The organism is Streptomyces sp. NPDC054932 (assembly GCF_053610205.1).
In genome coordinates, this window is sequence record NZ_JBSGXU010000028.1 from 41142 (window position 1) to 60993 (window position 19852).

The 19852-nt window shown below is 72.6% G+C and carries 19 protein-coding genes and 1 pseudogene; 12 read left to right on the forward strand and 8 right to left on the reverse strand.

What is annotated here, in order from left to right; translation table 11 throughout:
- Window positions 1–30: 30 nt before the first annotated feature.
- The 3 genes from ACWGE1_RS11040 to ACWGE1_RS11050 are packed head-to-tail and all read right to left on the reverse strand — an operon-like array spanning window position 31 to window position 868.
- Window positions 31–390, reverse strand: coding sequence for a DUF6907 domain-containing protein (locus tag ACWGE1_RS11040; RefSeq protein ID WP_453420217.1), 360 nt, complete (start codon window positions 388–390; stop codon window positions 31–33).
- Window positions 387–596: a hypothetical protein gene (locus tag ACWGE1_RS11045; protein ID WP_453420218.1), complete on the reverse strand. Its 210-nt coding sequence runs from the start codon at window positions 594–596 to the stop codon at window positions 387–389. Before ACWGE1_RS11045 ends, ACWGE1_RS11040 begins: the two co-directional genes overlap by 4 nt.
- Complete coding sequence (locus ACWGE1_RS11050; protein ID WP_453420219.1) at window positions 593–868, reverse strand: hypothetical protein; 276 nt, start codon at window positions 866–868, stop codon at window positions 593–595. The genes ACWGE1_RS11045 and ACWGE1_RS11050 overlap by 4 nt, the downstream gene beginning before the upstream one ends.
- A gap of 303 nt (window positions 869–1171) precedes the next feature.
- On the opposite strand from ACWGE1_RS11050, the pseudogene ACWGE1_RS11055 reads away from it, so the two are divergent.
- A pseudogene (locus ACWGE1_RS11055) lies at window positions 1172–3397 on the forward strand (ComEC/Rec2 family competence protein); the annotation flags it as partial.
- A gap of 136 nt (window positions 3398–3533) precedes the next feature.
- Window positions 3534–4415, forward strand: coding sequence for a YceI family protein (locus ACWGE1_RS11060; RefSeq protein WP_453420220.1), 882 nt, complete (start codon window positions 3534–3536; stop codon window positions 4413–4415).
- A 13-nt stretch (window positions 4416–4428) separates the two neighbouring features.
- Here the strand turns inward: ACWGE1_RS11060 and ACWGE1_RS11065 are convergent, their stop codons facing one another.
- Window positions 4429–4671 (reverse strand): hypothetical protein, encoded by a 243-nt coding sequence (locus tag ACWGE1_RS11065; RefSeq protein ID WP_453420221.1) that lies wholly within the window; start codon window positions 4669–4671, stop codon window positions 4429–4431.
- 61 nt (window positions 4672–4732) lie between these two features.
- Between ACWGE1_RS11065 and holA the strand changes: the two genes are divergently transcribed.
- Complete coding sequence (gene holA, locus ACWGE1_RS11070) at window positions 4733–5725, forward strand: DNA polymerase III subunit delta (RefSeq protein WP_453420234.1); 993 nt, start codon at window positions 4733–4735, stop codon at window positions 5723–5725.
- A gap of 172 nt (window positions 5726–5897) precedes the next feature.
- On the opposite strand, the gene rpsT is transcribed toward holA, so the two are convergent.
- Complete coding sequence (gene rpsT, locus ACWGE1_RS11075) at window positions 5898–6164, reverse strand: 30S ribosomal protein S20 (RefSeq protein WP_030010251.1); 267 nt, start codon at window positions 6162–6164, stop codon at window positions 5898–5900.
- A gap of 255 nt (window positions 6165–6419) precedes the next feature.
- Here rpsT and lepA point away from each other — a divergent pair, with 255 nt between their 5' ends.
- From lepA to hemW, 3 genes are all read left to right on the forward strand, one after another.
- On the forward strand, window positions 6420–8285 hold the full coding sequence (lepA, locus tag ACWGE1_RS11080; protein ID WP_453420222.1) for a translation elongation factor 4: 1866 nt from the start codon (window positions 6420–6422) through the stop codon (window positions 8283–8285).
- 234 nt (window positions 8286–8519) lie between these two features.
- On the forward strand, window positions 8520–10412 hold the full coding sequence (locus ACWGE1_RS11085) for an AMP-dependent synthetase/ligase (protein WP_453420223.1): 1893 nt from the start codon (window positions 8520–8522) through the stop codon (window positions 10410–10412).
- A gap of 147 nt (window positions 10413–10559) precedes the next feature.
- On the forward strand, window positions 10560–11792 hold the full coding sequence (hemW, locus tag ACWGE1_RS11090; protein WP_453420224.1) for a radical SAM family heme chaperone HemW: 1233 nt from the start codon (window positions 10560–10562) through the stop codon (window positions 11790–11792).
- A gap of 19 nt (window positions 11793–11811) precedes the next feature.
- On the opposite strand, the gene ACWGE1_RS11095 is transcribed toward hemW, so the two are convergent.
- The 3 genes from ACWGE1_RS11095 to ACWGE1_RS11105 all read right to left on the reverse strand — a co-directional run bounded on the left by ACWGE1_RS11095 (window position 11812) and on the right by ACWGE1_RS11105 (window position 14121).
- Window positions 11812–12462 (reverse strand): ADP-ribosyltransferase, encoded by a 651-nt coding sequence (locus ACWGE1_RS11095; protein ID WP_453420225.1) that lies wholly within the window; start codon window positions 12460–12462, stop codon window positions 11812–11814.
- Between the two features lie 95 nt (window positions 12463–12557).
- Entirely contained in the window at window positions 12558–13367 is an 810-nt protein-coding gene (locus ACWGE1_RS11100) for a DUF3097 domain-containing protein (RefSeq protein WP_453420226.1), read from the reverse strand.
- 28 nt (window positions 13368–13395) lie between these two features.
- Window positions 13396–14121 carry an MBL fold metallo-hydrolase gene (locus ACWGE1_RS11105; protein ID WP_453420227.1) on the reverse strand — a complete coding sequence of 242 codons (726 nt, stop codon included), beginning with the start codon at window positions 14119–14121 and terminating at the stop codon, window positions 13396–13398.
- Window positions 14122–14267: 146 nt separating this feature from the next.
- On the opposite strand from ACWGE1_RS11105, the gene hrcA reads away from it, so the two are divergent.
- The 6 genes from hrcA (at window position 14268) to ACWGE1_RS11135 (ending at window position 19792) form a co-directional block, all read left to right on the forward strand.
- A complete protein-coding gene (hrcA, locus tag ACWGE1_RS11110) occupies window positions 14268–15284 on the forward strand; it encodes a heat-inducible transcriptional repressor HrcA (RefSeq protein ID WP_031150930.1) in 1017 nt (338 codons plus the stop codon).
- On the forward strand, window positions 15285–16424 hold the full coding sequence (dnaJ, locus tag ACWGE1_RS11115; protein WP_030010180.1) for a molecular chaperone DnaJ: 1140 nt from the start codon (window positions 15285–15287) through the stop codon (window positions 16422–16424). It abuts the gene before it with no gap.
- Between the two features lie 157 nt (window positions 16425–16581).
- Complete coding sequence (locus ACWGE1_RS11120) at window positions 16582–17673, forward strand: nitronate monooxygenase (protein WP_453420228.1); 1092 nt, start codon at window positions 16582–16584, stop codon at window positions 17671–17673.
- A complete protein-coding gene (locus ACWGE1_RS11125; protein WP_453420229.1) occupies window positions 17670–18413 on the forward strand; it encodes a 16S rRNA (uracil(1498)-N(3))-methyltransferase in 744 nt (247 codons plus the stop codon). The genes ACWGE1_RS11120 and ACWGE1_RS11125 overlap by 4 nt, the downstream gene beginning before the upstream one ends.
- 110 nt (window positions 18414–18523) lie before the next feature.
- Window positions 18524–18883 carry a histidine triad nucleotide-binding protein gene (locus ACWGE1_RS11130; RefSeq protein ID WP_453420230.1) on the forward strand — a complete coding sequence of 120 codons (360 nt, stop codon included), beginning with the start codon at window positions 18524–18526 and terminating at the stop codon, window positions 18881–18883.
- A 3-nt stretch (window positions 18884–18886) separates the two neighbouring features.
- Entirely contained in the window at window positions 18887–19792 is a 906-nt protein-coding gene (locus ACWGE1_RS11135; protein WP_453420231.1) for a ribonuclease Z, read from the forward strand.
- The last annotated feature ends 60 nt before the right edge of the window (window positions 19793–19852 follow it).

Sequence of the window (19852 nt, forward strand, 5' to 3'; positions counted from 1 at the left end):
CGCGCCGCTCTGCGACAGCCGTAGGAGTCGTCACCACGCACCCCCCGCGCGGAGCACGGCCAGGCGCAGCGCCAGCCGGCGCAGCTCGGCCGCCTGCTCGACGAGGACCTCGGCGAGACCTTCGAGGCCGGGCGGGTCGAGGGTCACGTCCGGGATGTGCAGCTCGACGTGGACGCTGACCGGTACCGGGGTCTCGCCGTACGGGAACGCGACGAGCTCGGCGCGCAGGGCGATCCCGCCGCCGTACCGGACGACGTGCTCGGGCCCGGTGTGGTGAACGTCAACGAGGACGTCCGGCGGCCCGCCGTGGCCGAGGCACCAGTCGGGTTCGGGGATGGTGATCGGGCCGTGGTCGAGGGTCTGCACCGTGACGGTGCGGGCCCCGGTCATCGGCCGGCCTCCGCGTCGAGGGCGACGACGAGGGTGCGCAGCGCGTACTGGAGATCGACGGCCGCGAAGACCATGGCGGTCTGCTCGCGGACGCTGGAGTTCTCGTGCTTGGCGAGCGCCTCGCGGGCGAGCTGGAGAGCGATGTCGGGGGAGAGGGCGCCGGGGGGCAGTTCGTGTGCCGGGTCGCGGAGCGGGCTGGTGGTCATCGGGCACCGCCTGCGGCTTCGCGGAGGGCCTCGGCGTACCGGGCGCGGGTCCAGCCGTTCTCGACGGCGGGGGCGTGGGTGAGGATCTGCTGCTCGGCCCGCTCGGCGCGTGCCGTGCCGTGGCCGTGGCGGCGGGTGGCGAAGGTGAGGGCGAGGGCGAGACGCAGTGTCTCGCGCATGGGGTGGGCGGGCCGCTCGGCGAGGAGGCGTGCTGCGATCTGCTGGAGGAGGGCGCGGGTGTCCGCGTCGGGCCTGCGTGTAGCTTCTGACATGGGTCTGGGCTCCCTTGATGTGAAGGGTGGTCCGGATCAAGGCCCCTGGCCGGTGCTCCAACACCGCTGGGGGCCGCTCTTTGCGATTTTGCTAGGTTGGTGACTGCCTCTCGGCGAGCGGCGCTTCGCCGACCTGCGCCCGCTGGTGCGGCCGTGAACCGGCCCGAGGACCGGGGCCCGGTGGATCTGCGCCTCGCGGTGCCCGCCGTGGCCGCCTGGGCGGCGGCCGCCCTCGCCCTGGACGCGCCCGTCGGCCGGACCGCCCTCGGCGTGGGGCTGGGGGTGGTCTGCGCGGGGCTGCTGATGCTGGTCGGGTGCCGGCGTCCGGGGCCGCTGTGGAGGCTCGCCCCGGCCGCGGCGGCGGCCCTGCTGTGTGCGGCGGCCGGGGCCGGGGTGGCAGGGCTCCAGCGGGCCGAGGCGCGGGCCGGGCCGGTGGCGGGGCTGGCGCGGGAGCACGCCCGGGTCCTCGCCGAGCTCACCGTCGGCTCCGACCCGAGGGCCGCCCGGAGCGGGAGCGGGCCGCCGGTGGTGGTGCTGGACGCGGTGGTGACCCGGGTGACCGGGCCCGACGGGACGAGCACCCGGGTCGAGACCCCGGTGCGGGTGCTGGCCGGGCATGCGGGATGGGCCCGGCTGCAGCCGTCCACCCGGGTGGTGGTGGTCGCCCGGCTGGGCCCGGCGCGGGGCGGGGAGCGGGCCGTGGCGGTGCTGCGCCCGGCCGGTGACACCCCGCCCCGGGCGACGGGCGGCCCGGATGCCGTCCAGCGGTTCGCGGGGCGGCTGCGGGCCGGGCTGCGCGAAGCCACCGAGGGGCTCGCACCGGATGCCGCGGCGCTGCTTCCGGGACTGGTCGTCGGGGACACGTCCAGGGTTCCGCCCGATCTGCACGAGGCGTTCCGGGCCACCGACCTGCTGCACCTGCTGGCCGTCTCCGGGTCCAACCTGACCGTGGTGCTGTTCCTGCTCATCGGGCCCCCCGCCCGCGCGCAGCAGGCCGAGCGGCGCGGGCTGGCACCCCGGCTGGGACTCTCGCTGCGGGTGACCGCCCTGTGCGGGGCGGCCCTGACGCTGGCCTTCGTGGTGGTGTGCCGGCCGGAGCCGAGCGTGCTGCGGGCGGCCGCCTGCGGGTCGGTCACCCTGCTGGCCATCGCCACCGGGCGGCGCAGGTCCCTGATCCCGGCCCTGGGCGCCGCCGTGCTGCTGCTGGTGCTCCACGACCCGTGGCTGGCCCGTAGCCATGGCTTCCTGCTCTCCGTGCTGGCCACCGGGGCACTGCTCACCCTCGCACCCCGGTGGAGCGAGGCCCTGCGGCGCCGTGGGGCGGGCCCCCGGCTCGCCGAGGCCCTGGGGGCCGCCGCGGCCGCGCAGGCGGTGTGTGCGCCCGTGGTGGCCGTGCTCGCCGCCCGGGTCAGCCTGGTGGCGGTGCCCTGCAACCTGCTGGCCGAGCTGGCGGCAGGTCCGGCGACGGTACTCGGCTTCGCCGCCCTCGCGGTGGCCCCGGTGTGGATGCCCGCCGCGGAGGTGCTGGCCCGGTGCGCGGGAGTGCCCGCCGGGTGGATCGCGGGCGTGGCCCGGACCGGGGCGCGGCTTCCGGGGGCGGAGCTGCCGTGGCCGGGCGGGCTCACCGGTGGCGCGCTGCTGGCCGCCGCCACCCTGGCCGTCGTGGTGATCGGCGGTGCCCGCTTCCGCGGGCGCGGGCGGCTCTGCGCGGCGCTGGCGGTGATGCTGCTGCTGGCCGTACTGCGGCCGCCGCAGCTCACCCGTACGCTCACCGGCTGGCCCCCGCCCGACTGGAGCTACGTCCAGTGCGCGGTGGGACAGGGGGACGCCGCCGTCCTCGCCGTCGGCCCCGGGGAGGCCCTGGTGGTGGACGCCGGCCCGGAACCCGGACCGGTGGACGACTGCCTGCGCGCCCTCGGCGTGCACCGGGTGCCGCTGCTCCTGCTGACGCATTTTCACGCCGACCACGTGGGAGGCCTGTCGGGGGTGCTGCGGGGCCGGTCCGTGGGTGTGATTCAGGCCACCTCGCTGGAAGAGCCGCCGGGACAGGCCGGGTTCGTCCGGCGGACCGCGGCGGCCGCCGGGGTGCCGATCGTGCGGGCGGGGCAGGGGGAGCGGCGCCGGGCCGGGCCCTTCGAATGGGAGGTGCTCTGGCCGCCGTCGTCAGGACCGCCGCCCGAGGGGCCCAACGATGCGAGCGTCGCCCTGCTGGTGAGGGGTGCGGGGCTGACCCTGCTTCTGCTCGGCGACCTCGAACCGCCCGCACAGCAGGCCCTCTTGAGGGATCATCCGTACCTGGGTCCGGTGGACGTCCTCAAGGTCGCCCACCACGGTTCCGCGCATCAGGACCCCGGGCTGTACGCCCGCGTCAGGCCGCGGCTCGCGCTCGTTCCCGTCGGCGCGGCCAACCGCTACGGACACCCCGCGCCGGGTACGCTCGCCCGGCTGCGGGAGTTGGGGGCGACCGTGCTGCGCACCGACACCGACGGCTCGATCGCCGTCAGTGGAACCGGAGTTCGGCTACGGGCATTTCCGGCCGCAGGGCGGCGGAATCGGCGCGGTCATACCAGGCGCGACCACTCTGTTTGCCCACAACCCGACAGCATGATCGAATGCGTCTTCGCCAGAGCGGTCCAAGTCCACACAGCACGGGGGTGCATCAGCCATGTTCGGTCGCCGACGGGGGATGGAGTCGGCCGGAAGTTCCGGCCCTTCCACATCCGCGACACTGACGCTGCCGCCGACGGCACGTCTGCTCAGCTGCCGGGTTCTCGACACGGTGCACCGGCCGCTCCGCCAGGCCATGGTCGAGGTGACCGACCCGATCGGCCGCCGGATCGTCAGCGGCGAGACCGACCCCTTCGGCGGATTCACCGCGGCGATGCCGGAGGGGGAGTACCGGCTCTCCGTGACGGCCGAGGGGTACGCGCCGTTCCACGGGGTGACGATCGTGGGGGACCCGGGGCAGCCCGGCACCGCGGAGATCATCCTCGACTCGGTGGAGCCGCCGCTGCTGCCGCAGCCCGGCCACTGGGAGCTCGACCCGACGCACTCGTCCATCGGCTTCACGGCCCACCACATCGGCCTGGCCCGGATCCGCGGCCGGTTCAGCACGTTCGCCGGGGCGGTGCGGATAGCCGAGCGCATGGAGGACTCCTCCATGCACGTGATCATCGACGCGGCGAGCATCGACACCGGGCTGCGGCTGCGCGACGACCACCTGAGGTCGGGGGACTTCCTGGACGCGGTCCGCCACCCCACGGTGGAGTTCTACAGCGAGCGGTTCATCCACCGCAGCGGCAGCCGCTGGGCCGTCGCCGGCGCGCTCACCCTGCACGGCGTGAGCCGGTCCGTCACCCTCGACACGGAATACCTGGGTCTGGGCACGGGTCTGGAGGGCGAGCTGCGGGCGGCCTGCCGGGCCACCACCGAACTGCACCGCGAGGACTTCACCCTGAACTGGCAGTCGATGCTGGCGCACGGGATCGCGGCGATCGGTTCGAACGTGGAAGTGACCCTGGACATCCAGGCCGTGCGCAAGGCCTGAACGCGCAGACGGCCTACGGGGCTTCCAGCCAGCCCTCGTACTCGGCGGCGAGGTCGTCCAGCGAGGTGCTGTCGAGCCGGTCCTGCGGATCCTCGACGACCACCAGCCACTGGGCGTCCTCGGCGTCGTCCTCGCCGGCCAGCGCGTCGCGGACCAACTGTGGCTCCTCCGGGAGGCCGAAGCGGTCGACGGCCTCCTGGGCCACCTCCTCGGCGGCGTCGCGGTCGGGCAGGACGAGTACGTGTCGCACATTCACGCGACCATTCTCGGGCACGCGGGGAGCGGGGCTGTCGGTGCGGCGTGGGATGCTGGACGCGATGGCCACCAGGAAGAACTCCACCGACGATCCGCTTGCTCCGCTCACCCTCGCGGTGGGACAGGAGGAGCTGCTGCTCGACCGCGCCGTGCGCGAGGTGGTGACGGCCGCCCGCGCCGTCGACGCCGACACGGACGTGCGCGACCTCGCCTCCGAGCAGCTCCAGCCCGGCACGCTCGCCGAGCTGACGAGCCCCTCGCTCTTCTCCGAGCGCAAGGTCCTGGTCGTGCGCAACGCACAGGACCTGTCCGCGGACTCCGTCAAGGAGGTCAAGGCATACCTCGGCGCGCCCTACGAGGAGATCATCCTGGTCCTCCTGCACGCCGGCGGGGTCAAGGGCAAGGGCCTGCTGGACGCCGCCCGCAAGGCGGGCGCGCGGGAGATCGCCTGCCCGAAGATGACGAAGGCGGCGGACCGGCTGTCGTTCGTGCGGGGCGAATTCCGCACGCTGGGCCGGTCGGCGACCCCGGAGGCGTGCCAGAACCTGGTGGACGCGATCGGCAGCGACCTGCGGGAGCTGGCGAGCGCCGCCGCGCAGCTGTGCGCCGACGTCGAGGGCACCATCGACGAGGCCGTCGTCGCCCGCTACTACACCGGCCGGGCCGAGGCCTCCAGCTTCACGGTCGCCGACCGGGCGGTCGAGGGGCGTGCGGCCGAGGCGCTGGAAGCCCTGCGCTGGTCCCTGTCCACCGGGGTGGCGCCGGTCCTGATCACCAGCGCCCTGGCCCAGGCGGTCCGCGCGATCGGCAAGCTCGCCTCCGCCCCGCGCGGCGCCCGCCCCGGCGACCTCGCCAGGGACCTGGGCATGCCCCCGTGGAAGATCGACCGGGTCCGTCAGCAGATGCGCGGCTGGTCGGCGGACGGGGTCTCGGACGCCCTGCGTGCCGTGGCCGCCGCCGACGCCGGCGTCAAGGGCGGCGGCGACGATCCCGAGTACGCCCTGGAGAAGGCCGTCGTCGCGGTGGCCCGCGCGGCCCGCCCCCAGCGCCGCTGACATGCACGAAGGCCCCGGCCACCACCCTGGGGAAGGGTGGAGGCCGGGGCCTTCGGTTACTTCTGGTGTGCTCCGCACCCGCGTGGCGAACGCTTCGTGTGCGGAGCGGGGTGCCGGTCAGGAGCGGGAGAGAGGGCCCACTGGGTCCCTTCCGGCGATCACATCAGGGAGCTCAGCCCTGCAGGGAGGCAACCTTGGTGGCCAGCGCCGACTTCTTGTTGGCGGCGGCGTTCTTGTGGATGACACCCTTCGAGACAGCCTTGTCGAGCGCACGCGCGGCAGCGCGAGAAGCCACGGTGGCCTTCTCGACGTCACCGGCGAGGACGGCCTCGCGGGCCTTGCGGATCGCGGTCTTGAGCGAGGACTTGACGGCCTTGTTGCGCAGGCGCGCCTTCTCGTTCGTCTTGTTCCGCTTGATCTGGGACTTGATGTTCGCCACGAAAGAGCCTTTTCAGGTTCAGAGTTTGATCTTCGGATTGTGTCCCGACAGCTGAGAGGGCATACGAGACACAGCTGCCCAGGCTACCAGGCACGCTGCGGGCGGCCCAAACCGAGCGCACTGCCCCGTCCATGGGACCATGGGAGTCTGCGTATAGATCCGACATCGCGCCGCCGACAGCGACGGGAGCCGGACTTTCGCTCCGACCGACGCTCCGCAAACGCTTCCGACTGCGACCGAGAATCAGGACACTGCGTGCCCGCGATCCCCAGCCACGTGCCCGAGCCGAGCCGTACCGACTCGGCGCTGATCCGCAACTTCTGCATCATCGCGCACATCGACCACGGCAAGTCGACCCTTGCCGACCGGATGCTCCAGATCACCGGTGTGGTCGACCAGCGGCAGATGCGCGCCCAGTACCTCGACCGCATGGACATCGAGCGTGAGCGAGGCATCACGATCAAGTCCCAGGCGGTCCGACTGCCCTGGGCGCCCACCACGGGCGAGGGTCAGGGCAGCACCCACATCCTCAACATGATCGACACCCCCGGGCACGTCGACTTCACCTACGAGGTCTCGCGCTCCCTCGCCGCGTGCGAGGGAACCGTCCTGCTCGTGGACGCCGCCCAGGGCATCGAGGCGCAGACCCTCGCCAACCTGTACCTGGCGATGGAGAACGACCTCGCGATCGTCCCCGTCCTGAACAAGATCGACCTGCCGGCCGCCCAGCCGGAGAAGTTCGCCGAGGAACTCGCGAACCTGATCGGCTGCCAGCCCGAGGACGTCCTGCGGGTCTCCGCGAAGACCGGTCTCGGCGTCGAGGCGCTGCTCGACAAGGTCGTCGCCACCGTTCCGGCCCCGGTCGGCGTCAAGGACGCCCCGGCCCGCGCCATGATCTTCGACTCCGTCTACGACTCGTACCGCGGCGTCGTGACGTACGTGCGTGTGGTCGACGGCCAGCTCAACAAGCGCGAGCGCATCCGGATGATGTCCACCGGCGCCACCCACGAGCTGCTGGAGATCGGCGTCTCCTCCCCGGAGATGACCCCCTCCGACGGCATCGGCGTCGGCGAGGTGGGCTACATCATCACCGGCGTGAAGGACGTCCGTCAGTCCAAGGTCGGTGACACCATCACCAGCCTGCACAACGGTGCGACCGAGGCCCTCGGCGGCTACAAGGACCCGCGTCCGATGGTCTTCTCCGGCCTCTACCCGCTCGACGGCTCGGACTACCCGGACCTGCGCGAGGCCCTGGACAAGCTGCAGCTCAACGACGCCGCGCTCGTCTACGAGCCGGAGACCTCGGCGGCGCTCGGCTTCGGCTTCCGCGTCGGCTTCCTCGGCCTGCTCCACCTGGACGTGGTCCGTGAGCGCCTGGAGCGCGAGTTCGGCCTCGACCTGATCGCCACCGCGCCCAACGTGGTCTACCGGGTGGTCATGGAGGACGGCAAGGAAGTCACCGTCACCAACCCGAGCGAGTTCCCCGAGGGCAAGATCTCGGACGTGTTCGAGCCGGTCGTCAAGGCCACCGTGCTCGCGCCCACCGAGTTCATCGGCGCGATCATGGAGCTGTGCCAGCAGCGCCGCGGCACCCTCCTCGGCATGGACTACCTCTCCGAGGACCGGGTCGAGATCCGCTACACCCTCCCGCTCGCGGAGATCGTCTTCGACTTCTTCGACCAGCTGAAGTCCAAGACGCGCGGTTACGCCTCCCTGGACTACGAACCCACGGGCGAGCAGTCCGGCAGCCTGGTCAAGGTCGACATCCTGCTGCACGGCGACAAGGTCGACGCCTTCTCCGCCGTCACGCACAAGGACGCCGCCTACGCCTACGGCGTGCGCCTCGTCGCCAAGCTGCGCGAGCTCATCCCGCGGCAGGCCTTCGAGGTGCCGATCCAGGCCGCGATCGGCTCCCGCGTCATCGCCCGCGAGACCATCCGCGCCATCCGCAAGGACGTCCTCGCCAAGTGCTACGGCGGTGACATCTCCCGTAAGCGGAAGCTGCTGGAGAAGCAGAAGGAAGGCAAGAAGCGGATGAAGATGGTCGGCTCCGTGGAGGTCCCCCAGGAGGCCTTCATCGCCGTCCTCTCCAGTGACGAGTCCGGCGGCAAGAAGAAGTAGCAGCTCCGCCGTCACCCGACGCGAGCAGGCCCCCGCACTCAGGTGCGGGGGCCTGTTTCGTTATCAAGCGGCCGCTCGCGGGCTCTTACGCGCGCGCCGGACGCGCTCTAGTCTGATCACTGCTCGACGGTTACTCGCCAGTTTAAAAAGTCAACGGCTATAAACCCGCCAGTCCCCAGCGCCCCCAGCGCCCCACGCCCACGCACTACCGCGTGGATCGGTCCGGAGGATGTCGTGAGCGACACACAGACCTATCTCGAGAACCGCCCGCCCACGGTGGCGGTGCTCTTCCTTGAGCGCGTCGCAGCGACGCCGAACGACGAGGCCTACCGCTACCCGGTGCCCGCGGCCGGCGGCCGCGGCGGCGCCGACGACTGGAAATCACTCAGCTGGGGCCAGGCGGCCGAGCGGGTGTTCGCCATCGCGGCCGGGCTGATCTCCCTCGGCCTGGAAACGGAGCAGCGCGTCGCGCTCGCCTCCAACACCCGGGTCGACTGGATCCTCTCCGACCTCGGCGTGATGTGCGCCGGTGGCGCGGTCACCACGATCTACCCCAGCACCAACGCGGACGAGTCGGCCTTCATCCTCTCGGACTCCGACAGCCGGGTGCTCATCGCCGAGGACGCGGCGCAGCTGGCGAAGGCGCGCGAGCGCCGCGCCGACCTGCCGAACCTCGCCCACGTCGTGGTGCTGGACGCCGCCGACGCGATCGCCGCCGAGGGTGACCCCGAGGGCTGGGTGCTCTCGCTGGCCGAGCTGGAGGCGCTGGGCAAGGAGTACCTCGCCAAGCACCCCGAGGCGGTCAACGAGCGGGTCGCGGGGATCACCTCCGACCAGCTCGCCACCCTCATCTACACCTCCGGCACGACCGGCCGCCCCAAGGGCGTGCGGCTGCTGCACGACAACTGGTCGTACCTGGCCAAGGCCATGGTCGCCACCGGACTGATCGGCAAGGAGGACGTCCAGTACCTGTGGCTGCCGCTGGCCCACGTCTTCGGCAAGGTGCTGACCTCCGGGCAGATCGAGGCCGGGCACGTGACGGCCGTCGACGGCCGGATCGACAAGATCATCGAGAACCTGCCGGTCGTGCAGCCGACGTACATGGCCGCCGTCCCGCGCATCTTCGAGAAGGTCTACAACGGCGTGGCCGCCAAGGCCCGCGTGGCCGGCGGCGCCAAGTACAAGATCTTCCAGTGGTCGGTCGGCGTGGCCCGCGAGTACGCCAAGGTCACGCAGGACAACTTCCGCCGCACCGGCCAGGCGACCGCCCCCTTCGGCCTCACCACCAAGCACAAGATCGCCGACGCGCTCGTCTACTCCAAGCTCCGCGAGGCCTTCGGCGGCAAGCTGCGCGCCGCCGTCTCCGGCGCCTCCGCCCTGGCCCCCGAGATCGGCTTCTTCTTCTCCGGCGCGGGCGTGCACATCCTGGAGGGCTACGGCCTGACCGAGTCCAGCGCGGCCTCCTTCGTCAACCCCGGCGAGGCCTACCGCACCGGCACGGTCGGCAAGCCGCTCCCCGGCACCGAGGTCCGCATCGCCGACGACGGCGAGGTCCTGCTGCGCGGCCCCGGCATCATGCAGGGCTACCACGGGCAGCCGGACAAGACCGCCGAGGTCCTGGAGTCCGACGGCTGGCTGCACACGGGCGACATCGGCGAGCTGTCGGCCGACGGCTACCTGCGCATCACCGACCGCAAGAAGGACCTGATCAAGACCTCGGGCGGCAAGTACGTCGCCCCGGCGGAGATCGAGGGCCAGTTCAAGGCGATCTGCCCCTACGTGTCGACGATCGTCGTGCACGGCGCCGACCGTAACTTCTGCTCCGCCCTGATCGCCCTCGACGAGCCGTCGATCCTCGGCTGGGCGGCCGAGAACGGGCTGGAGGGCAAGACGTACGGGCAGGTCCTGGCGGCACCGGAGACCAACCGCCTGATCGAGACGTACGTGCAGACGCTCAACGAGGGCCTGCAGCGCTGGCAGACGGTCAAGAAGTTCCGGCTGCTGCCGCGCGACCTCGACGTCGAGCACGGCGACCTCACGCCCAGCCTGAAGCTGAAGCGGCCGGTGGTCGAGCGTGAGTTCAAGCACCTGATCGAGGAGATGTACGAGGGGTCCCGCGAGGCGTAGCGCCTGCGGCGGGCCCGGCGGGGCGGGGCGGTGGACCGCCCCGCCGGGCTTCCTTTCCCGGGACTCCGCCCCGGACCCCGCGCCCCGAACGCCGGCGGGGCCGGATGTGACGACGGCGGGGCCTTTCCGGTGCGGGATGATGGGGGTATGCCTTCCGCACTCCCCGACGGTGAACCCATGCCCGAAGACGGCGCGCTGCCGTCGCATGCCCTGGCGGGCGCGGGGGAGCGGCCGCTCGGGTTCTACCTGCACGTGCCCTACTGCGCCACGCGCTGCGGGTACTGCGACTTCAACACCTACACGGCCACCGAGCTGCGGGGCACCGGCGGTGTGCTCGCCTCCCGGGAGAACTACGCCGACACCCTGATCGACGAGGTCAGGCTGGCGCGGAAGGTGCTCGGGGACGACCCGCGGCAGGTCCGGACCGTCTTCGTCGGCGGCGGCACGCCCACGCTGCTGCCCGCCGCCGACCTCGTCCGCATGCTCGCGGCGATCCGGGACGAATTCGGCCTGGCCGAGGACGCCGAGATCACCACCGAGGCCAACCCGGAGTCCGTGGACCCGGCGTACCTGGCCGAGCTGCGCGCCGGGGGCTTCAACCGGGTCTCCTTCGGCATGCAGAGCGCCAAGCAGCACGTCCTGAAGGTGCTGGACCGCACCCACACGCCGGGACGGCCCGAGGCGTGCGTCGCCGAGGCGCGGGCGGCGGGCTTCGAGCACGTCAATCTCGACCTGATCTACGGGACGCCCGGGGAGTCGGACGAGGACTGGCGCACGACGCTCTCGGCGGCGCTGGGGGCCGGCCCGGACCACATCAGCGCCTACGCGCTGATCGTCGAGGAGGGCACGCAGCTGGCCCGGCGGATCCGCCGCGGCGAGGTCCCGATGACCGACGACGACGTGCACGCCGACCGGTACCTGATCGCCGACCAGGTCATGGCCGAGGCCGGGTACCACTGGTACGAGGTGTCGAACTGGGCCACCACCGAGGCCGGGCGCTGCCTGCACAACGAGCTGTACTGGCGCGGCGCCGACTGGTGGGGCGCGGGTCCGGGGGCGCACTCGCATGTGGGCGGGGTGCGCTGGTGGAACGTGAAGCACCCCGGGGCGTACGCCGCCGCGCTGGCGGAGGGCCGGTCCCCCGGGGCGGGGCGCGAGCTGCTCTCCGAGGAGGACCGCCGCGTGGAGCGGATCCTGCTGGAGCTGCGGCTGGTGGACGGGGTCCCGCTGACCCTGCTGGCCCCGGCCGGGCTGGCGGCGTCCCGCAAGGCCCTCACGGACGGCCTCCTGGCCCCCGGCCCGTACGGGGCCGGACGGGCCGTGCTGACCCTGCGGGGACGGCTGCTCGCCGACGCCGTGGTCCGGGACCTGGTCGACTGACCGGGTCCCGGGGCGGGGCTCAGCCCGGGTAGTTCTCCCGCCAGGGCTGGTAGTACGGGTTGTCCTGGCACTCGCTCATGATCTCGATCTTCTGCACCTTGTCGACCGGACAGACCGCGACGATGAAGGAGCGCTCGATACCGCCGGGGAAGGCGACCTCGACCTGTGAGGCGTACTTGTGGGTGTCGCCGATGGTCCGGTTGACGTCCACCCCGCCCGGGGCGTCGATGTAGTAGTTCCAGCCGCTCTTCCACCACGTCTTGTACAGGTCGTGGTCGTAGGTGGTGGAGACGTACGGGGAGGGCTGGTTGACCAGGACGTACTGCTCGATGTCGTACTGCCCGCCCACCGTGTCCTTGGGGTGGAAGCCCTCCGCGAAAACGACCGACGGCGGCCGGCTGTCCGAGCGGTAGAGCTGCTTGCAGTTGGTGCGCCAGGCCGGGGCGGGGGTGATGCGGTCCACCTCGGCCCGCTGGTCCGCGGCGGCGAACAGACGGTCCTGGACGATCGGGCAGGAGTTCGCCGGAGCGGCGGCCGCGGGGGCGGCCGCGGGGGCGACGGCGGCCGCGGGCGCAGCGGGGGCGGCCGAGACGGAGGCGGAGGGCAGGAGGGCGGCGGCGAGGGCGGTCGCGACGAGAACGGCCCGCTGCCGGAGGGCAGTAGTGATCATGAAGGCCACCCTCGCGTTCCGCCCGGCGGCGACTGCGCACCGTCACCCGAACGTGAGCGTGTCCCTGCAGGAGGCGTGCGGCACCCTCCCGGTTCTCAGGTGGGACCCCCGACCGTGACGAAGTCGATCAGCTCCTCGACGCGCCCCAGCAGCACCGGCTCCAGGTCGCGGTACGAGGTCACCCGGGACAGGATGTGCTGCCAGGCGGCCCCGGTGTTCTCCGGCCAGCCCAGGGCCCGGCAGACGCCCGTCTTCCAGTCCTGGCCGGGCGGGACCACCGGCCATGCGGGAAGGCCCAGCGCGGACGGCTTCACCGCCTGCCAGACGTCCACGTACGGGTGGCCCACGACCAGGACGTCCGGCGAGGTCACCGACGCCGCGATGCGGGACTCCTTCGAGCCCGGCACCAGATGGTCCACCAGGACCCCCAGGCGGGCGTCCGGGGCCGGGGCGAACTCCGCCACGACCGCCGGGAGGTCGTCGACGCCCTCCAGGTACTCCACCACCACGCCCTCGATCCGCAGGTCGTCACCCCAGACCCGCTCGACCAGCTCCGCGTCGTGCCGGCCCTCGACGTAGATCCGGCCCGCCCGCGCCACGCGCGCCCGCGCCCCGGGGACGGCCAGCGAGCCCGAGGCCGTCAGGAGCGGCCCGGAGGGCCTGCGCGCGGGCCGGACCAGGGTGACCACGTCCCCGTCCAGCAGGAACCCCCGCGGCTCCATCGGGAACACCCGCCGCCTGCCGAAGCGGTCCTCCAGGGTCACCGTGCCCGCCTCGCAGGCCACCACCGCGCCGCAGAAGTCCGTACCCGCCACCTCGACCACGAGGTCGGGGTCCGCCGCCACCTCCGGCACGGCCTTGGGTCGCTTCCACTGCGGGGTCAGGTCGGGGGAGTACTCGCGCATCCGGCCGACAGTAGGAGAGCTGCGCGCGTCATACCTCCGACACGCCGAAACGGGCTGCGAGTGTGGCGCGTTGCGCACGGACGAAGTCCGCGGCGACCACCGCTCCGTGACCCGGTACGTACAGTGCGTCGTCCCCGCCCAGCGACAGCAGCCGGTCCAGGGCGGCGGGCCACTGCCGGGGCGTGGCGTCCGGGCCCACCGAGGGCTCGCCCGACTCCTCGACCAGGTCCCCGCAGAAGACCACCTCGCGCTCGCCCGGCACGAAGACGGCCAGGTCGTGCCCGGTGTGCCCGGGCCCCACGTTGGCCAGCAGCACCTGTACGCCGCCCAGTTCCAGCGTCCACTCGCCGGAGACCGCGTGCCGGGGCAGCACCAGCAGGTCCACCGCCTCGGCCGCCTCCGCCTCCGCGAGCCCGTGCCGCACCGCGTCCCCGCGCAGCTCCTCGCGCCCCGTCGACAGCACCGAGGCCAGCCCGACCGCACCGAACACCTCGGCCCCGGAGAAGGCCGCCCCGCCCAGGACGTGATCGAAATGACCGTGCGTGAATGCGATATGGGTCACGCGCCGGCCCGCCAGCCGCTCCGCCTCGGCCCGCACCTGCACGCCCTCGCGCACGCAGGAACCGGGGTCGATCAGGAGGACCGACTCCTGTCCCACCACCAGTCCCACGGTGCAGTCCCACACCGGCAGCCGTCGCCGGCCCGCCCGTCCGGTCAGCCGTTCCCAGCCGGACTCTTCCCAACGCACGTCCATGCGGCGACGCTACCCTGGCGGGCCTCCCTTGCCAGGGGCTTACCGCCCGGCCGTACACTGAGCGGGGGCTCTCTGGCACTCGAACGATCAGAGTGCCAACGAACACGGCAGAACACGGCAACGGACCACAGCTGGAGGTGTGCGCGATGCTCAGCGAACGCAGACTCGAAGTGCTGCGCGCCATCGTCCAGGACTACGTCGGGACGGAGGAGCCGGTCGGCTCCAAGGCGCTCACCGAGCGGCACCGGCTCGGCGTCTCGCCCGCCACCGTGCGCAACGACATGGCCGTGCTGGAGGAGGAGGGCTACATCGCCCAGCCCCACACCAGCGCCGGCCGGATCCCCACCGACAAGGGCTACCGGCTCTTCGTCGACAAGCTGGCGGGGGTCAAGCCGCTGTCGTCGCCCGAGCGCCGGGCCATCCAGAACTTCCTCGACGGCGCCGTCGACCTCGACGACGTGGTCGGCCGCACGGTGCGGCTGCTCGCTCAGCTCACCCGGCAGGTCGCCGTGGTCCAGTACCCGAGCCTGACCCGTTCGACGGTCCGGCACGTGGAGCTGCTCTCGCTGGCTCCCGCGCGCCTGATGCTCGTACTGATCACGGACACCGGGCGGGTCGAGCAGCGGCTCATCGACTGCCCGGGCCCCTTCGGGGAGACCTCGCTGGCGGACCTGCGGGCCCGGCTCAACAGCCGGGTCGTCGGGCGCCGCTTCACCGATGTGCCCCCGCTCGTCCAGGATCTCCCCGAGTCCTTCGAGGCCGAGGACCGCGGCACGGTCTCCACCGTGCTCGCGACACTCCTCGAAACCCTGGTCGAGGAAGCAGAAGAGCGGCTGATGATCGGCGGAACCGCCAATCTCACCCGCTTCGGACACGATTTTCCCCTGACGATCAGGCCGGTGCTCGAAGCGCTCGAGGAGCAGGTCGTGCTCCTCAAGCTGCTGGGCGAGGCCAATGAGTCGGGAATGGCCGTACGGATCGGGCACGAGAACGCCTACGAGGGACTGAACTCCACGTCGGTCGTCTCGGTCGGTTACGGTTCGGGCGGCGAAGCAGTCGCCAAACTCGGCGTGGTCGGACCGACCCGCATGGACTACCCCGGAACGATGGGAGCGGTACGCGCAGTGGCACGTTACGTCGGACAGATCCTGGCGGAGTCGTAAGTGGCCACGGACTACTACGCCGTTCTCGGCGTGCGCCGCGACGCATCGCAGGACGAGATCAAGAAGGCCTTCCGGCGCCTCGCGCGTGAACTCCACCCGGATGTGAATCCGGACCCGAAGACGCAGGAGCGCTTCAAGGAGATCAACGCGGCCTACGAGGTGCTCTCGGACCCGCAGAAGAAGCAGGTCTACGACCTCGGCGGCGACCCGCTGTCCTCCTCGGGCGGCGGTGGCGGAGCGGGCGGCTTCGGAGCGGGTGGCTTCGGCAACTTCTCCGACATCATGGACGCCTTCTTCGGCCAGGCCTCGCAGCGCGGCCCGCGCTCGCGCACCCGGCGCGGCCAGGACGCGATGATCCGCCTCGATCTGGAGCTGGACGAGGCGGCCTTCGGGACCACCAAGGACATCCAGGTCGATACGGCCGTCGTCTGCAACACCTGCTCCGGCGAAGGTGCCGCCCCCGGCACCTCGGCGCAGACATGTGACATGTGCCGCGGCCGCGGTGAGGTCTCGCAGGTCACCCGGTCCTTCCTGGGCCAGGTCATGACCTCGCGCCCCTGCCCGCAGTGCCAGGGCTTCGGCACCGTGGTCCCGACCCCGTGCCACGAGTGCGCGGGCGACGGCCGGGTCCGTTCCCGCCGCAGCCTCACGGTCAAGATCCCGGCCGGTGTCGAGAACGGCACCAGGATCCAGCTCGCGGGCGAGGGCGAGGTCGGCCCCGGCGGCGGACCCGCCGGCGACCTGTACGTGGAGATCCACGAGCTGGCGCACCCGACCTTCCAGCGGCGCGGGGACGACCTGCACTGCACGGTGACCATCCCCATGACGGCGGCCGCGCTGGGCACCAAGTGCCCGCTGGAGACGCTGGACGGGCTGGAGGAGATCGACATCCGGCCCGGCACCGGGTCCGGCCAGGCGATCCCGCTGCACGGGCGCGGCGTCACGCACCTGCGCGGCGGCGGACGCGGCGACCTGATCGTCCACGTCGAGGTCACCACCCCGGGGAAGCTGGACGCCCAGCAGGAGGACCTGCTGCGCCAGCTGGCGAAGCTGCGCGGCGAGGAGCGGCCGATGGGCCAGTTCGCGCCGGGTCAGCAGGGACTGTTCAGCCGGCTGAAGGACGCCTTCAACGGTCGCTGACCGAACCGGCACCACCGTCACGAGCCCGGCCCGGGGATTCCCCGGGCCGGGCTCGTCGCATGAGCCGGACGGCGGCCGGAGAGCCGCCGGGAAGCGGACTATGCCAGGCGAATGCCATGATTCGGCCCCCCGCGCGGGACGTGGCACGATGCAGTCCATGTCCTCCGCACCGAACGGTCTCTCCCCGTACCCGATCGTGCAGGCTCCCATGGCGGGCGGCGCCTCCTGCCCTCCGCTGGCCGCGGCCGTGTGCGAGGCGGGCGGACTGGGCTTCCTGGCCGGCGGCTACAAGACCGCCGACGGGATGTACCAGGAGATCAAGCAGGTGCGCGCGCTCACCCGGCGCCGTTTCGGCGTCAACCTCTTCATGCCGCAGACCGGTTACGTCGACCCGGCCGCCGTGGAGGCGTACCGCGGGCAGCTGGCCGGCGAGGCGAGCTGGTACGAGATCTCGCTCGCCGAGGAGGACATCATCGGCACCAGCGACGACGGCTACGACGCCAAGCTCGCCATCCTCCTCGAAGACCCGGTCCCCGTGGTCTCGTTCACCTTCGGCTGTCCCGCCTCCGCCGCCTTCGCCGCCCTGCGCAAGGCCGGTACGTACACGGTCGTCACGGTGACCTGCGTCGAGGAGGCCCGTACCGCCCAGCACCGGGGCGCCGACGCGGTCTGCGTCCAGGGCGCCGAGGCCGGCGGCCATCAGGGCACCCACCGGGACGACCCGCAGGCCGACGGCACGGCGGCGGTGGGACTCCTCGCACTGGTGGGCCAGGTACGGGAGGCCGTGGCGCTGCCGATCATCGCGGCGGGCGGGGTCATGCGGGGCTCGCAGATCGCGGCCCTGCTCGCGGCCGGCGCGGAGGCGGCCCAGCTCGGGACGGCCTTCCTGGCCTGTCCGGAGTCGGGGGCGGACCCGGTGCACAAGAAGGCGCTGACGGACCCGCTGTTCGTCCGCACCGAGCTGACCCGGGCCTTCTCCGGGCGGCTGGCGCGCGGGCTGGTGAACCGCTTCATGCGCGAGCACGGGCCCTACGCCCCGGCCGCGTACCCGCAGATCCACCACCTGACCTCGGGGCTGCGCAAGGCCGCAGCGGCGGCCGGGGACGCGCAGGGCATGGCCCTGTGGGCGGGCCAGGGGCACCGGCTGGCGCGGCCGCTGCCGGCGGGGGAGCTGGTGGAGGTGCTGGCCGCCGAACTGGTGGAGGCACAGAGCACGTTGAAGGCAATGCAGATGAGGAGTGCGTCATGACCGCCCCGGTGTTCGTGGTGGAGGAGGTCCCCGCGGGGCCGGAATTCGTCCTGGACGGCCCGGAGGGCCGGCACGCGGTGTCCGTGAAACGGCTGAACCCGGGCGAGGACGTGGTCCTCACGGACGGCCGGGGCGGCTGGGCGGAGGCGGTCGTGAAGGCGGCCGAGGGCAAGGACCGGCTCGTCGTGGCGGTGTCCTCGGCGGGCCAGGAGGCCGAGCCGGCGGTGCGGATCACGGTGGTCCAGGCCCTTCCCAAGGGGGACCGGGGCGAGCTGGCCGTCGAGACGATGACCGAGACCGGCGTGGACGCGATCGTGCCCTGGCAGGCCTCGCGCTGCATCACGCAGTGGCGCGGCGACCGCGGGGCCAAGTCGCTGGCCAAGTGGCGGGCCACGGCCCGGGAGGCGGGCAAGCAGTCCCGCCGGGTGCGCTTCCCGGAGGTGGCCGAGGCCATGTCCACCAAGCAGGTCGCGGCCCTGCTGGCCGACGCCGACCTGGCGATGGTCCTGCACGAGGACCGCGACACCCCCTCCGGGGCGCTGGCCACGGCCGAGCTGCCCGCCTCGGGTTCCGTGGTCCTGGTGGTCGGCCCGGAAGGGGGCGTCTCCCCGGAGGAGTTGGCGGTCTTCGCCGGGGCGGGGGCCCACCCCTACCGGCTGGGCCGTTCCGTCCTGCGGACCTCCACGGCCGGCACGGCGGCGGCCGCGGTCCTGCTGGCCCGGACGGGCCGCTGGTCCTGACGGACCGGGCCCCGTCCCCCACAGGGGACGGGGCCGACCGGTGCGCGCCCGCGGCTGCCGCATCGCTGGATACGATGCCCGGAACGATCACCGTCACGGGAGGCGTAGCAATGGCCGGAGAACCGCAGGCCGACTGCCTGTTCTGCAAGATCGTCGCGGGGCAGATCCCCGCGACCGTGGTCCGGGAGACCGAGACCACCGTCGCCTTCCGGGACATCAACCCGCAGGCGCCCACGCACGTGCTCGTCATCCCCAAGGTGCACTACGCCGACGCGGCCTCGCTCGCCGCGGCCGAGCCGGCCGTCGCCGCCGACATACTGCGCGAGGCGGGCCGGGTCGCCCTCGACGAGAAGATCGTCGACCACGGCTACCGCGTCGTGTTCAACACCGGATCCGGCGCCGGTCAGACCGTCTTCCACGCCCACGCGCACGTCCTCGGCGGCCGTGGCCTGCAGTGGCCCCCCGGATAGCACGTGTCCGTAAGAGAATTCGTGGTTCTGGGTACTGCCAGCCAGGTGCCCACCCGCCACCGCAACCACAACGGCTACCTGCTGCGCTGGGACGGCGAGGGCATCCTCTTCGACCCGGGCGAGGGCACCCAGCGCCAGATGCTGCGTGCCGGTGTGGCCGCGCACGACATCAACCGGATCTGCATCACCCACTTCCACGGTGACCACAGCCTCGGCCTCGCCGGGGTGATCCAGCGGATCAACCTCGACCAGGTCCGGCACCCCGTCAGCGCGCACTACCCGGCCTCGGGGCAGCAGTTCTTCGACCGGCTGCGGTACGCCACCGCCTACCGGGAGACCGTGCCGCTGAGCCAGGAGCCGGTGGCCGGGGACGGGCCGCTGGCGCAGGGGTCCTCGTACGTCCTGGAGGCCCGGCTGCTCTCGCACCCGGTCGAATCCTTCGGCTACCGGATCACCGAGCCCGACGGGCGCCGCATGGTGCCGGAGCGGCTCGCGCACCACGGGATCAAGGGGCCCGACGTGGGCCGGATCCAGCGCGAGGGGCGGATCGGCGAGGTCACCCTGGACGAGGTCAGCGAGCCCCGGCCCGGGCAGCGGTTCGCCTTCGTCATGGACACCCGGCTCTGCCCCGGCGTGTACGCGCTCGCCGAGGGCTGCGACATGCTGGTGATCGAGTCGACCTTCCTCGACGAGGACGAACGGCTGGCCACCGACCACGGGCACCTCACCGCCGGCCAGGCGGCGCGGGTGGCGCGGGACGCGGGCGTGCGGCACCTCGTGCTGACGCACTTCTCGCAGCGCTACACCGATCCCGGCGAGTTCGAGCGCCAGGCGCGGGCGGCCGGCTTCGAGGGCGAGCTCACGGTGGCCGCGGACCTGATGCGGGTGCCCCTGCCCAAGCGGGGCTGACGGCGGGCCGGGGCCGGGGGCGGGCGGGCGCCCCGCCCCCCGGGCCGCGCGGGGGGCGGG